Annotated in this window: 8 protein-coding genes; 4 read left to right on the plus strand and 4 right to left on the minus strand. The window is 73.1% G+C overall.

Translation table 11 applies throughout. The annotated features are described in order from the left end of the window. Positions 1 to 2,320, minus strand: a 2,320-nt coding sequence (locus tag VR45_RS50210; protein ID WP_159394392.1) for an RICIN domain-containing protein, incomplete at its 3' end; no start/stop codon positions are given. A gap of 367 nt (positions 2,321 to 2,687) precedes the next feature. On the opposite strand from VR45_RS50210, the gene VR45_RS29360 reads away from it, so the two are divergent. Both VR45_RS29360 and VR45_RS29365 read left to right on the plus strand, forming a co-directional pair. Beyond that, positions 2,688 to 4,484 carry a beta-galactosidase gene (locus VR45_RS29360; RefSeq protein ID WP_045942890.1) on the plus strand — a complete coding sequence of 599 codons (1,797 nt, stop codon included), beginning with the start codon at positions 2,688 to 2,690 and terminating at the stop codon, positions 4,482 to 4,484. A 114-nt stretch (positions 4,485 to 4,598) separates the two neighbouring features. Then, entirely contained in the window at positions 4,599 to 5,753 is a 1,155-nt protein-coding gene (locus VR45_RS29365; protein WP_045942891.1) for an EstA family serine hydrolase, read from the plus strand. A gap of 111 nt (positions 5,754 to 5,864) precedes the next feature. On the opposite strand, the gene glmS is transcribed toward VR45_RS29365, so the two are convergent. Both glmS and VR45_RS29375 read right to left on the minus strand, forming a co-directional pair. Next, positions 5,865 to 7,691, minus strand: a complete 1,827-nt coding sequence (gene glmS, locus VR45_RS29370) for a glutamine--fructose-6-phosphate transaminase (isomerizing) (protein WP_045942892.1) — start codon at positions 7,689 to 7,691, stop codon at positions 5,865 to 5,867. Between the two features lie 78 nt (positions 7,692 to 7,769). Continuing rightward, the gene (locus VR45_RS29375) at positions 7,770 to 8,054 is read right to left on the minus strand and encodes a hypothetical protein (protein ID WP_045942893.1); all 285 of its coding nucleotides are present in this window, start codon (positions 8,052 to 8,054) and stop codon (positions 7,770 to 7,772) included. A gap of 211 nt (positions 8,055 to 8,265) precedes the next feature. Between VR45_RS29375 and asnB the strand changes: the two genes are divergently transcribed. Both asnB and VR45_RS29385 read left to right on the plus strand, forming a co-directional pair. After that, positions 8,266 to 10,131: an asparagine synthase (glutamine-hydrolyzing) gene (gene asnB, locus VR45_RS29380; RefSeq protein ID WP_045942894.1), complete on the plus strand. Its 1,866-nt coding sequence runs from the start codon at positions 8,266 to 8,268 to the stop codon at positions 10,129 to 10,131. A 199-nt stretch (positions 10,132 to 10,330) separates the two neighbouring features. Then, the gene (locus VR45_RS29385) at positions 10,331 to 11,485 is read left to right on the plus strand and encodes a hypothetical protein (RefSeq protein ID WP_159394393.1); all 1,155 of its coding nucleotides are present in this window, start codon (positions 10,331 to 10,333) and stop codon (positions 11,483 to 11,485) included. 214 nt (positions 11,486 to 11,699) lie between these two features. Here the strand turns inward: VR45_RS29385 and VR45_RS29390 are convergent, their stop codons facing one another. Further along, entirely contained in the window at positions 11,700 to 12,872 is a 1,173-nt protein-coding gene (locus VR45_RS29390; RefSeq protein WP_045942896.1) for a hypothetical protein, read from the minus strand. Between the last annotated feature and the right edge of the window lie 385 nt (positions 12,873 to 13,257).

Raw genomic sequence — 13,257 nt, forward strand, 5'->3', positions numbered from 1 at the left:
TCCACGCCTGCACGGCCGTCCCGTTGGCGGGCACCCCGCCGGTGACGTCCGGCACCAGCTGCGGGTCCGCGGCCGACACCAGGCCGATGCCCTGCACCGGGTCGGGCTTCTGACCGCTGCCGGGGCCACCACCGGGGCTGCTCGGCCCGCTGGGTCCGCCCGGGTTCCAGCCCCACGGCGGGAAGAGGGGGAGGAAGGGGAAGCTGGGCAGCCTGATCCCGGGAAGCGGGGGCACGGGCCCACCGGGGGGCCCGCCGTTGTTGTCACCACCACCGGGGTCGGTGGGGTTGGTGCCGGGGTCGGTCGGGTTCGTGCCGGGGTCGGTCGGATTGGTACCCGGGTCGGTGGGCAGCTTGCAGACGGCCGGCACGGACGGGGTCTTCGGCACCTCGGGGAAGTCGGAGGCCGAGGGCCACGGCGCCCGCTGCACATCGGGCAGCGACGGCCACGGCACCCCCGGGAAACCGGGGATGTCCGGCCAGGTCCAGTTCGGGAAGCCCGGCAACGACGGCTTGGTGGTCGTGGGCAGGGTCGGAGCGCCCGGCCAGGAAACGGCGGGCATGTCCGGGTGGCCCGGCCACGGAACGTCCGGAGATCCCGGCACCGACGGCCACCGTACGTCCGGGAAGCCGGGGACGGTGGGCCACGTCAGCTCGGGATGGCCGGCGACGGTCGGCCGGTCAAGCACGGGCCGACCCGGGACGACGATCCCGGTACCGGCATCAGGACCGGCCCCGGGCACGACCGGCAGCGGCAGGATCGGCCAGGGGACGTTCTTGGTCCCCGGCATGATCGGCCAGTTCACCTCGGGGAAGCCGGGGACCTTCGGCCACGGCAGCTGTCCCGCCTGCGTCGGCCAGGACACCTTCGGCAGCGCGGGCGCGCCCGGCCAGTCGACCACCGGCAGATCGGGTCGGCCCGGCATCGGGACGTCGGGGCTGCCCGGCACCGCAGGCCACGGAACCCCGGGAGCGCCGGGCACCGACGGCCAGGTCAGCTCCGGGTGGCCCTTGACGGTCGGCCACTTCAGCGTGGGGTACCCGGGCACGGTGCGGCCGGTGACCGGCAGCGAGGCCGGGTCGGTCGGCACGCACGGCACGGACAGGGTCCACTTCTGTGCCGGGCCGCCGTCGCAGGGCTTGACGCTCAGGCCGACGGACTCCTGTCCGGCCATCGTGAGGCACTTCTGGTCGGCGGCGCTGACCAGGCTGTAGGCCCCGTCACCGGCGTCCTTGACGGTCCACTGCTGGTTGGGCGTGCCCTGCGAGCGGCCCTGCTCGTCACGCTGCAACGGCCAGAGCAGGGTGTTGTGGCTGTAGAGGTCCTGTTGCAGGACCATGCCCTGGGCGAGCGCGCTCTCCAGGACGAACCGGCCGTCCGGGGCCGCGCGCAGCCGCCAGTTCTGCGAGGCGGTGCAGTTGCGCGAGTAGGCCTGCACGGTGGTCCCGCTGGTGCTCACCCCGCCACGCACGTCCAGGTTGTGGATCGGACCGTTCGCCGACCCCGCCGCCCTGAACTGGTACGTCGCCCCGTCGAACAGCGGCGACGTCGCCGTTCCGGCAGCCACCGGTGCGGCCCCGGCCGCCGTGGCGAGGGCGACACTCCGCACCCCGCTCTTCGCCACCGGCGCGCCGGCGGGCCCGGCGGTCTCGTCCTCGCCCTCGCAGTCCTCGTAGAGCCCCTCCTCGATGTCGTTGCACTGGCTCTGCCTGGGGTTGTCCGGCGCATTGACCGAGACCGCGGGCCACTTCTCGTCCCTCGACGAGAAGCCGTAGGTCCTGAGGTCGGGTACCACGGTCCGGTCCGGCTTCTCGAACCTGGTGTTGATCTCCTCCCCGATCGTCGCGATCTTTTCGATCGATGCTGCGCCATTGGCGTCGAGCTTGTAGGTCGCCCGCACCTTCGAGGCCGATTTCACGCTGCTGCCGGGGATACGGCCGACTGCCGCCCACTCGTACTCGCCCTTGGCCTGCTCGGGGAGCGCCTTGAACTGCTTCGACACGTCCACGTACCTGAGGTCGGGCACGATGGTGTAGACCCAGCCCTCCTTGTAGTAGGCGGAGTTCTCGTCCCGCCCGGAGAAACCCGTGTGCTGGGAGGCGAACTCCACGGCCACCTTCCGGACAGCACTCGTGCTGACATAGCCCGACGAGCTGCTGCCGTTGCCTTCCGCATCGCCCACGACGTGCGCTTTCAGCGAGAAGTCCGTCCCTCGCGCCTTGAAGCCGACGCTGAACACCGTGGCCGGGTCGACGCCCACGGCCGGTGGCCCCTCCTGGGGGTTCGCGTCCTTCGTGCTGCTTCCGTAGTTGAGACCCACCCCCCGGTAGACCTCCTCCGGAGGCAGACCGTCGGTGTTGAAACACGGATGGAGACCGGTGAACGGCTCTGCCTCCACCGCTTGCGCGGCGGGTGACACGGCGCCCACCAGGGGGACCGCCATCACCCCCGCGATCATCGCGGCCACCAGGGACCGCGTCTTGCTACTGAGGGAATCCCGGCGCATGGGCGTCGGCGACCTCGCCTTCCTACGGAGTGTTACGTGCCCGCCGAAACGTAGGTGGGGCGCGTACACACCTCGTATACGCTGGCTGGACGAGGGGCAGGCCCGGTGGGCCGACACCCCCGGGCCGGCTCCGACGCAGCAGTACCCGACCGACGACCGCGTCAACCGAAAGCTGGTCCGCATGATCGAGCTCGACTTCGACGACGACGGCTTCCGCCGCAACGGCGCGCCGCACCGGATCGTCTCCGGAGCGCTGCACTACTTCCGGGTGCACCCGGAGCTGTGGGACGACCGGCTTCGCCGCCTGCGCGCGCTGGGCGCCAACACCGTCGACACCTACATTCCCTGGAACTTCCACGAACTACCCTCCGGCGAGATCGACTTCTCCGGCTGGCGGGACATCTCCCGGTTCGTCCGGACCGCCGAGCGGCACGGGTTGGACGTGATCCTGCGCCCGGGGCCCTACATCTGTGCCGAGTGGGAGTCCGGCGGCCTGCCGGCCCGGCTGCTCGCGGCCGAGGGGATGGGGCTGCGCAGCTCGGACCCGGCGTTCCTGGCCGAGGTGGACGGGTGGTTCGACGCCGTGGTTCCGGAGCTGCTGCCGCTGCTGGGCAGCCGGGGCGGGCCGGTGGTGGCGGTGCAGGTGGAGAACGAGTACGGGAGTTACGGCAACGACGCCGCCTATCTGGCGCACCTGCGGGACGGGCTGGTGGCGCGCGGGGTGGACTGCCTGCTGTTCACCGCCGACGGTTCCGAGGACTTCATGCAGCAGGGCGGGGCGATCCCGGGTGTGCTGGCCACCGGCACCTTCGGCTCGCGGGCGCCGGAGCGCTTCGAGGTGCTGCGGCGGCAGCAGCCCAAGGGGCCGTTGGCGGCGATGGAGTTCTGGATCGGCTGGTTCGACCGGATCGGGCAGCCGCACCACGTCCGGGACGTCGCGGAGACGGCGGCCTCGCTCGACGAGCTGCTCGCGACCGGGGCCTCGGTCAACCTCTACATGGCGCACGGCGGCACCAACTTCGGCTTCTGGGCGGGTGCCAACCACTCGGGGACCGGGCCCGAGACCGCCGGCTACGAGCCGACCGTGACCAGTTACGACTACGACGCGCCGATCGGCGAGGCGGGTGAGCTGACCGAGAAGTTCCACGCCCTGCGGTCCGTCATCGGCAAGTACGTGCCCCTCCCCGAGGGTGAACTGCCCGCGCCCCCGCCGCGCTTGGCGCCCCGCCGGCTGGAGCGGGCGACCGGCCGGGCCCGGCTGCTGGACTCCCTGGACGCGCTGTCGACGCCCGTCCACCGGCCGACCACCGAGCCGATGGAGCGGGTCGGCCAGTCGCTCGGCCTGATCCACTACCGCACCCACGTCCCGGGGCCGCGACCGGAGATGCCGCTGCGGATCGACGGCATCGGGGACCGCGCGCAGGTCTTCGCGGACGGCCGCCCGCTCGGCGCCGTCGACCGCAACGCGCCGGGCGCCACCCTCCCGCTGGCGGTGGGCCCGGCCGGGGTCACGCTGGACATCCTGGTCGAGGCGCTCGGCCGCGCCAACTACGGGCCGCAGATGGACGATCGCAAGGGGATCCGGCGCGGCGTCTCGCACGAGCGCCAGCGCCTGCACACCTGGGAGATCCGTCCGCTGCCGCTCACCGACCTCTCCGCCCTCACCTTCGAGGACGGCGTCGGGACCATCGACGGCGACCCGGCGTTCCACCGTTTCGAGACCGAGGTCGACACCCCTGCCGACGCCTTCGTGGCCCTCCCGGGCTGGGGCCGGGGGCTGCTCTGGCTGAACGGCTTCCTGCTCGGCCGCTACACCGAGGAGGGTCCGCAGCGCACCCTCTACGCGCCGGGTCCGCTCTGGCAGCCGGGCCGGAACACCCTGCTCGTCCTCGAGCTGGACCGCCACGCCGAGGCCCTGGAGGTCCGCGACGAGCCGGACCTCGGCCCCACCACCCGCGCGCCCAGCGCCGACTACTGACACCGACCCGCCCGCCCGCTCCCCGCCCCGGCGCCGGAATACTTCGGCGCCGGGGCGGGTTGACGCCCCGGCAGGCCGGTGATCAAGGCCGCAGCAGCACATACAGGGGGAAGCATGTCCAGCAGTGACGTTGTCGGCGGAAGCGTGGCGCCGGGGTTCGAGGCGGTGCGGGAGGAGTTCGCCGCCGTGGTGGCGGAGGAGCCGGCGGGCGGTGGCGCGCAGCTGGCCGTGCACCTGGACGGGCGGCGGGTGGTGGACCTCTGGGCGGGCGAGGGGGTCTCCGGCGAGTCGCTGTTCGCGCTCTACTCCTCCGCCAAGGGGGCGGCGCACCTGGTGACGGCCCTGCTGGTGCAGGAGGGCGTGCTCGACCTGGACGAGAAAGTGGCCCACTACTGGCCGGAGTTCGCGGCCGAGGGCAAGGGCGCACTCACGTTCCGGCAGCTGCTGGAGCACCGGGCGGGGCTGATCGGGGTCGACGGCGGCTTCACGACGGAGGAGCTGGCGGACGACCGGCGGCTCGCGGACCGGCTGGCCGTCCAGAAGCCCTACTGGGAGCCCGGGACGGCCTACGGCTACCACGCCTACGTGATCGGCGCGCTGACCGGCGAGGTGGTCCGCCGCCGGACCGGCCGCACGGTGCAGGAGCTGTTCGAGGAGCGGATCCGGGCCCCGTACGGGCTGGACTTCTTCCTCGGTCTGCCCGCGGAGCTGGAGGCGCGGTTCCTGCCGGTGCTTCCGGCGGTCCCCCTCCCCGGCCAGCAGGGCGAGCTGCCGGCCCCCGACAGCCTGACGGGGATCGCCTTCAACCTGAACGCCTCCCCGCCCACCGACCTGATGGGCTTCGGCAACCTCCGCTCGGTGCAGGCGCAGGGCCCGGCCTCGACCGGCAGCTTCGGCAGCGCCCGCGGTCTGGCGGCGCTGTACGCGGCGGCGGCGCAGGGGCTGGACGGGCGGACGCCGTTCCTGGCACCGGCCACGATCGCCGAGTTCGGTCCGGTCCGCACGCACGGCACCGACGTGGTGACCGGCGAGGTGGACCACTTCGGCCTCGGCTTCGAGGCGCAGAGCACCCGCTTCCCGTTCCTCGGGGCGGAGGCCTTCGGTCACAGCGGCGCGGTGGGCGCGCAGTCCTTCGCCGATCCGCGCAGCGGCGTCGCCTACGGGTACACGCGGCGCCGGTTCAGCTCCCTCCCGCTCGGCCCGGAGAACCACCGGCTGGCCGAGGCCGTCGTCCGCGCCGCCGGGGCGGTGCGCGGGACGGCCGGCTGACCGCCCGGCCTTCGGGCCCGTGACGGCGCCCGCGACGGCGCCCGGAACGGCGCCCGGAACGCGCCCCGGGACCGGCTGTGGAGCACGGCCGGTCCCGGGGCGCGTCCGCGACTACTCGACGGTGACGCTCTTGGCGAGGTTGCGCGGCTTGTCGACGTCGCGCCCCAGCGTCACCGCCGCGTGGTACGCGAGCAGCTGGAGCGGGATGTTGAGCAGCAGCGGGTCCAGCTCGGGCTCGCTCTTGGGCACCAGGATGCAGTGGTCCGCGAGCTTGGCCTCGGGCCGGCGGTGGGCGACGGCCAGGACGCGGCCGGAGCGGGCCTTGATCTCGCCGAGGGTGGTGAGGTTCTTGTCGAGCAGCTCGTCGTCCGGGACGAGGGCGACGGTGGGCAGCTCGGGGCTGATCAGCGCCAGCGGGCCGTGCTTCAGCTCGCTCGCCGGGTAGGCCTCGGCGTGGACGTAGGAGATCTCCTTGAGCTTCTGCGCGCCCTCGCGGGCGACGGGGTAGCCGCGCACCCGGCCGATGAACATCATGCCCTCGGACCCGGCGTACTCGGCGGCGAGTTCGGCGATGGCGTCGCTCTGGGCGAGGACCTCGCGGATCTGGTCGGGCAGCGCCTTGAGGGCGGACACGATCCGGTGGCCGTCGGCGGGCGAGAGGTCGTGGATCCGGCCGAAGTGCAGGGCGATCAGCGCGAAGGCGACGACGGTGGAGGTGAACGCCTTGGTGGAGGCGACCGAGATCTCCGGGCCGGCGTGCAGGTAGATGCCGCCGTCGCACTCGCGGGCGATGGCGCTGCCGACGGTGTTGACGACGCCGAGCACCCGGCCGCCCTTGCGCTTGACCTCCTGGACGGCGGCGAGCGTGTCGTAGGTCTCGCCGGACTGGCTGACCGCGATGTAGAGGGTGTCGGCCTCGATCACCGGGTTGCGGTAGCGGAACTCCGAGGCGGGCTCGCTGTGCGCGGGGATCCGGGCCAGCTCCTCGATCAGCTGGGCGCCCATCTCGCCGGCGTAGTAGGCGGAGCCGCAGCCGAGGATCTTGACCCGGCGGATCTCGCGCAGTTCGCGGGCGTCCAGGTTGAGGCCGCCGAGGTGGGCGGTGGCGAACCGCTCGTCGAGGCGGCCGCCGAGGGTGCGCTCGACCGAGCCGGGCTGCTCGTGGATCTCCTTGAGCAGGAAGTGCTCGTAGCCGCCGGTGTCGTAGGAGTCGATCTCCCAGTCCACGGTGGACGGCTGGCGGTGGGTGGTGCGGGCGTCCTCGGTGAAGGTGCGGAAGCCGTCGGCGCGGACGGTGGCCAGCTCGCCGTCCTCCAGGTGGACCACCTGGCGGGTGTAGCGGACCAGGGCGGAGACGTCGGAGGCGACGAACATCTCCTTCTCACCGATGCCGAGCACGATCGGGCTGCCGTTGCGGGCGACCACGATCCGGTCGGGCTGCTCGGCGTCGAGAACGGCGATGCCGTAGGTGCCGACGACCTTCCCGAGGGCGGCGCGCACGGCCTCCTCCAGCTCGACGCCCTCGGCGGCGTGGGCGGCGATCAGGTGGCCGAGCACCTCGGTGTCGGTCTCGGAGCGGAAGACCGCGCCGTCGGCGGCGAGCTTGGCCCGCAGCTCGTCGGCGTTCTCGATGATGCCGTTGTGGACGACGGCGATCCGCTCGGCGTTGTCGAGGTGCGGGTGGGCGTTGGCGTCGCTGGGCACGCCGTGGGTGGCCCAGCGGGTGTGGCCGATGCCGGTGGAGCCCTTGAACCGGGCGGGGACGGCGGCGGCGAGGTCGGCGACCCGGCCCTTGACCTTGCGGACCTTGATGCCGCCGGTGCGTCCGACGACGGCGACGCCGGCCGAGTCGTAGCCCCGGTACTCCAGTCGGGCGAGGCCCTCCAGCAGGAAGGGGGTCGCGTCCTTGGGGCCGATGTAGGCCACGATTCCGCACATGGTGGTGGACTCCTTGGTTCCTTGGTTCCTCGGTCCCGCTACTGGGGTTCCGCTTCTGGGGTTCCGACAGGTGGCCGGTCAGCCGTAGACGATCCGGCGCAGCTGGCGGGCCGAGAGCTCCGGAGCCGCGACCCGGCGGGCGGGCAGCTCCTCGGCGAGCCGGGCGAAGATCTTCTCGTTGGTCAGGCCGCGCGCCTGCAGCTCGCCGTGACGGCGGCGGACGTACTCCTCGGTGGTCTCGGAGAAGTACGCCAGCACCTCCGCCACCACCCGCGCCGCCTCCCGGGGCCCGAGCGGGCTGGTCCGGGTGAGGTGGGCGAGGAGGTCTTCGTGAGGGTGCGAGAAACCGGTCGGGCTGGACACAATCGGTGAGCCTAGGCGGCCCTCCCGGCAAAGATCAAAGATCCTGCCCGAAATCGGGCAGGATTCTGCGGCAACCGGCACAGCTTCGGGGTCTTGTCCGCACCGGAGCCACCACGTAGCGTGATGACCTGCTCACACACCGGGGGGAACCACGGGGTGACCAGGGGGGCGGGAGCATCGGAAGAGTGTCGGAAGAACCGGAGGCTTGCTGATGTGCGGGATCACCGGATGGGTCGCCTACGACCGCGACCTGACCCTCGAACGCGACGTGCTCGACGCCATGACGGCCACCCAGCTCTGCCGCGGCCCGGACGACGGCGGGGTCCACCTGGAACGGCACGCCGCCCTCGGCCACCGGCGCCTCGCCGTGCTCGACCCCGAGGGCGGCGCCCAGCCGATGACGGCCGAGCACGACGGCCGGCTGCTGGCCGCCCTCAGCTACAACGGCGAGGTGTACAACCACCACGAGCTGCGCGCCGAGCTGGTGGCGGCCGGCCACCGCTTCCGCACCCGCGGCGACACCGAGGTGGTCCTGCGCGGCTACCTGGAGTGGGGCGAGCGCGTCGCCGAGCGGCTCAACGGCATGTTCGCCTTCGCCGTCTGGGACGCCCGCACCGAGGAGCTGCTGCTGGTCCGCGACCGGATGGGCGTCAAGCCGCTGCACTACCACCCCACGCCGGACGGCGTGCTCTTCGGCTCGGAGCCCAAGGCGCTGCTCACCCACCCCGCGGTGCGCCCGGTGGTCGACCTGGACGGGCTGCGCGAGCTGTTCTCCATGATCCGCACCCCCGGCCTCACCCCGTACCGGGGCATCGCCGAGGTCCGACCGGGCCACCTGGTGCGGGTGCGGCGCGGCGGCGTCTCGGTCCACCGCTACTGGTCGCTGGAGGCGCGCCGGCACACCCAGGACCTCGCCACCACGATCGGCACCGTCCGGGCCCTGCTGGAGGACATCGTCCACCGCCAGCTGGAGGCGGACGTGCCGCTGTGCTCACTGCTCTCCGGCGGTCTGGACTCCAGCGCGGTCACCGCCCTGGCCGCCCGCAGCCTGGAGGCGGCGGGCGCCGGACCGGTCCGCTCCTTCGCGGTGGACTTCACCGGGCAGAGCGAGCACTTCCACCCGGACGCGGTGCGCACCACCCCGGACCGGCCGTACGCGGAGCTGCTCGCCCGGCACGTGGGCGCCGACCACTCGGTGATCGAGCTGGACAGCGCCGCCCTCACCGACCCGGCGCAGCGGCTCGCCACCCTGCGCGCCCGGGACCTGCCGGGCGGCGTCGGCGACATGGACACCTCGCTGCTGCTGTTCTTCCGCAGGGTGCGCGAGCACTCGACGGTCGCACTGTCCGGCGAGTCCGCGGACGAGCTGTTCGGCGGCTACCGCTGGTTCCACGACCCGAAGGCCCTCGACGCCGACGACTTCCCGTGGGCGACGGCGCTCAGCCTGTCGGCGCTCAGCGGCTTCGGCGGCGCGGGCACCGGCCCGCGCGAGCAACTGCTCGACCGGGAGCTGCTCGCCAAGCTCGACCTGCCCGGCTACCGGCGCGCCCGGTACCGGGAGGCGCTCGCCGAGGTGCCGCACCTGCCGGACACCGACCCGTTCGAACGGCGGATGCGGGAGGTGTCGTACCTCAACCTGACCCGCTTCGTCCGGATCCTGCTGGACCGCAAGGACCGGATGAGCATGGCCAGCGGGCTGGAGGTGCGGGTGCCGTTCTGCGACCACCGGCTGGTGCAGTACGTCTTCAACACGCCGTGGACGATGAAGTCCTTCGACGGCCGGGAGAAGAGCCTGCTGCGCGCCGCCGTCCGGGACGTGCTGCCGGCCGAGATCGCCGGCCGGATGAAGAGCCCGTACCCGATCGTCCAGGACCCCCGCTACCCGGAGCTGCTCCGCCGCGAGCTCGCCGCACTGGCCGCCGACCCCGGCTCCCCCGCCCTCGCCCTGCTCGACCGCCGCGAGCTCGCCGACGCGCTCGCCCCCGACACCGACCCGCAGACGGTCCGGCTGGCGGCCGATCTGGCCCTGGACCTGGACGCCTGGCTGACGGAGTACCAGGTGTCGCTGGAGCTCTGACCCCGGGTGCCCCGGGTGGTGCGCCGTTGCGCCACCCGGGGGAGGGTGACCCGCCGTGAACCCGGCTCGTTGACCGGTCGGGACGTGCGATAGCGTCGCCGACACCTCCCGAATGGCGGCCGAAAACACGGAATCCGAGACCCGTGCCGTCAGGATGGGGAACGTCCCGTCCGTCTCGATCCGCCGGGGGATCTCCGTCATGCAACCGCGAGCCTTCGCGATTCTCACCGCCCTGCTGCTCGGGGTGCTGGGTCTGGGGTCGGTGGCCGTCACCGACTGGACGCCCCAGCAGGCCGCCGACCGCGCGGCCGTCGCCGCGGCCGTCCCGGGGACCGAGGGCGCCACCGGCTCGGCCGGCGCCGCGCCCGCCAGTACCGGGCAGGCGGCCGGGCAGCCGGCCGCGTCGGCCACCGCGACCGGCGACCCGGCGGTGTGGACCCGCTCGACGCTGCGCAACAAGCTGATGGCCGAGATGGAGGCCAGCGACCCCGGCGTCGCCCTGGCCGACCTCGACCGGATCACCAAGCAGCTGCCGTACACCGTCCGGTTCTGCCACCCGATCGCCCACGAGCTCGGGCACGCGGCGGTCAAGCGGTTCAACGCCGACTTCCAGAAGGTCATCTCCTTCCCGCACGAGACCTGCGCGGCCGGCTATCTGCACGGCGCGGTGGAGGAGATGCTCAACGCCTCCGCCCAGCCGGAGACCGACCTGGTCAAGCTCTGCGCGCCCAAGAACAGCGGCCCGTGCATCCACGGCGTCGGCCACGGCACCATGTTCGTCGCCAAGCAGGACGTCGCCAAGGCGCGCGAGCTGTGCAACAAGTTCACCACCGACCAGAACCGGATCCGCTGCTCCGAGGGCCTGTTCATGCAGCTCTTCGGCCCGGACGAGGAGGACGAGAAGGCCAAGGCCAACCTCCCCGCCGACAAGCTCGCCCAGGACCCGCTGTACCCGTGCAAGGACCAGCCGGCGCTGTTCCAGTCCGCCTGCTTCTTCTACGCGCCGACCTTCTACCTCTCCTCGCACGACTACCCGAACCACCCCGAGGTGTACGCCGAGGCACTGAAGTGGTGCCTCGCCGGCAAGGCCTCCGGCGGGGCGGTCGACTGCAGCCGGGGCGTCGGCTCGCGCACCATGAAGTACAACCTGGACCGCGAGGACTGGGCCGCCCAGCAGTGCGCCACCGCCGCGGACGGCTGGCAGCGCAAGGCCTGCGCCGAGGGGCTGGTCAGCTACTACACGGTCAACTACACGGACGCGGGCGCGGCCGGCCGGCTCTGCGCCAAGTTCTCCGACAAGGAGATGCAGGGCTACTGCCGCTCCGCCGGCGGGCTGTCCGCCTCCCTCGACTGAGGAGGTGCCGGCACGTACGGCACGGTGTCGGCGACCGGCCGACGCGGGAACTCCGACGGCCGCCCGATCGTGCGCGGATTCCGCACCGGCGGCGGGACGGCAGGGTCCGGCGGCCCCACCGCCGAGGCGGGGCCGCCGGACCGGGCGCGACCGTACAGCCGGGGCCGTACAGCCGGGGCCGTGCGGTCAGGGCACTGCGGTCAGAGCACTGCGGTCAGAGCCGGGTGGTCATCACCATCGGCTGCGGGAGTTGCTGCTTCTCGTAGTTGAAGGCGCCGGTGACGGTCACCTCACGACCGGTGGTGGACACCTTCCAGGACCAGAACGCCGTGCCCGCGCCGGACTCCGGGAAGTCCAGCGAGGTCGCCCGCGAGCCCGTCACCCGCAGCGCGTACGCCGCCTCGCCGCCGCCCGAGACCCGGCCCACCGTCACGATGCCGTCCGGCGAGGAGGCGGCGCCGCTCACGGCGCCCGCACCCTCGGGAGCCTCGACCCGGGTCCAGGCGCGACCGTCCCAGTGCATGAGCAACGCGTGGCCGCGGTCCTTCTCGTCCAGCACCACGCGCCCGACCGCCCACACGTCGCGCGGCCCCTTCACCACGACATCGTTGAACTCGCCGTACAGGCCGCCGAAGGCCGGCACCGGCACGACGCTCCAGCTGCGCCCGTCGAAGTGCAGGGCGACCGGCCGGTCGTCCTCGGCGTAGCCGTTGCCGACGGCCCAGACGTCGTCGGGGCCGGCCGCGGCGATCGCGCCGAGGCCCCAGTTCTGGAACGGCGCGGGCAGTTCGACCTGCCGCCAGGAGCGGCCGTTCCAGTGCTGGACGATGCCCACGTGACTGTCGGGCCCCTGGCTCCAGCCCGCCGCCCAGGCATTGTTCGGCGTCAGCGCGGCGATTCCCAGCAGGCCGCCGCCGACCGAGTCGGCGGGCATCGGAGCCGGCTCCACCTGCCAGGAGCGGCCGTTCCAGTGCTGGGTCATGACCGGCCCGCCACCCCGGCCGGAGTCACCGACCAGCCAGCCGTCACGGGCCGAGGTCGCCGCGACGGCGTTGACCCGGTCGGTCCCGGCGGGCGCGGTCGGCACTTCGGTCCACTTCCCGTCGCGGCGGTCGTCGCGGGCGTAGAGCACGGGGTCGAACCCGACGCTCCCGTCGCTGCCCGGGGCGACCCGGAAGCCGGCCGCCCAGGTGGTGCGGGCGTCGGGACGGGTGGAGCCGGTCAGCACGGTGTCGCCGCTCGGCAGTTTGGCCGCCGTCCAGCGCGCCGCCCCCGCGGCGGGCGATGGTTCCGGGGCGGCCGAGGCGGTGGTGGGCAGGACCCCGCCCGCGAGGAGCGCGGCGAGCGCGCCTATCAGCGACAGTCGGATGCGTGTTCCGACAGCCATGTCGTTCCTCCAGACCCGGGGCACGGTGCCCCGATACCCCGATGACGCCCGTCCCTCCGCCGGAGGTTGCCCGCCCGGTCCCGGGAATTCGGCGCATGCGAAGTTCTTCTGAGGACATGTCAGTTCTCTTGTCCCCCAAGCGCGCCGGGCAACCGCCGCCCCGTTCGGAGCGCCGCCGCGGTTCACCAGGTGCTGGGCGATCGGGCGATCACTCGCGCCACCAGGGCCATCACCGCTCGCGGTCGACCGGTCACCCGAACCTCTCCGGCGCCGGGCCGTCCCGGATACCGGGCCCGCGCCGCACGGCGCGGGCCCGTTTCCGTAGGATCGCGACGTTCGGGTGCGCCGAGGACGCCGCGCCACCGGGCCCCGCACCACCTGGAGC

This window comes from Streptomyces sp. NRRL S-495 (assembly GCF_000966955.1).
In the GTDB taxonomy this organism is placed as follows: domain Bacteria; phylum Actinomycetota; class Actinomycetes; order Streptomycetales; family Streptomycetaceae; genus Kitasatospora; species Kitasatospora purpeofusca.

Coding starts and splice junctions, on each gene's coding strand:
- VR45_RS29360 (WP_045942890.1), top strand. CDS start 2,688: ATGATCGAGCTCGACTTCGACGACGACGGCTTCCGCCGCAACGGCGCG.
- VR45_RS29365 (WP_045942891.1), top strand. CDS start 4,599: ATGTCCAGCAGTGACGTTGTCGGCGGAAGCGTGGCGCCGGGGTTCGAG.
- glmS (WP_045942892.1), bottom strand. CDS start 7,691: ATGTGCGGAATCGTGGCCTACATCGGCCCCAAGGACGCGACCCCCTTC.
- asnB (WP_045942894.1), top strand. CDS start 8,266: ATGTGCGGGATCACCGGATGGGTCGCCTACGACCGCGACCTGACCCTC.
- VR45_RS29385 (WP_159394393.1), top strand. CDS start 10,331: ATGCAACCGCGAGCCTTCGCGATTCTCACCGCCCTGCTGCTCGGGGTG.
- VR45_RS29390 (WP_045942896.1), bottom strand. CDS start 12,872: ATGGCTGTCGGAACACGCATCCGACTGTCGCTGATAGGCGCGCTCGCC.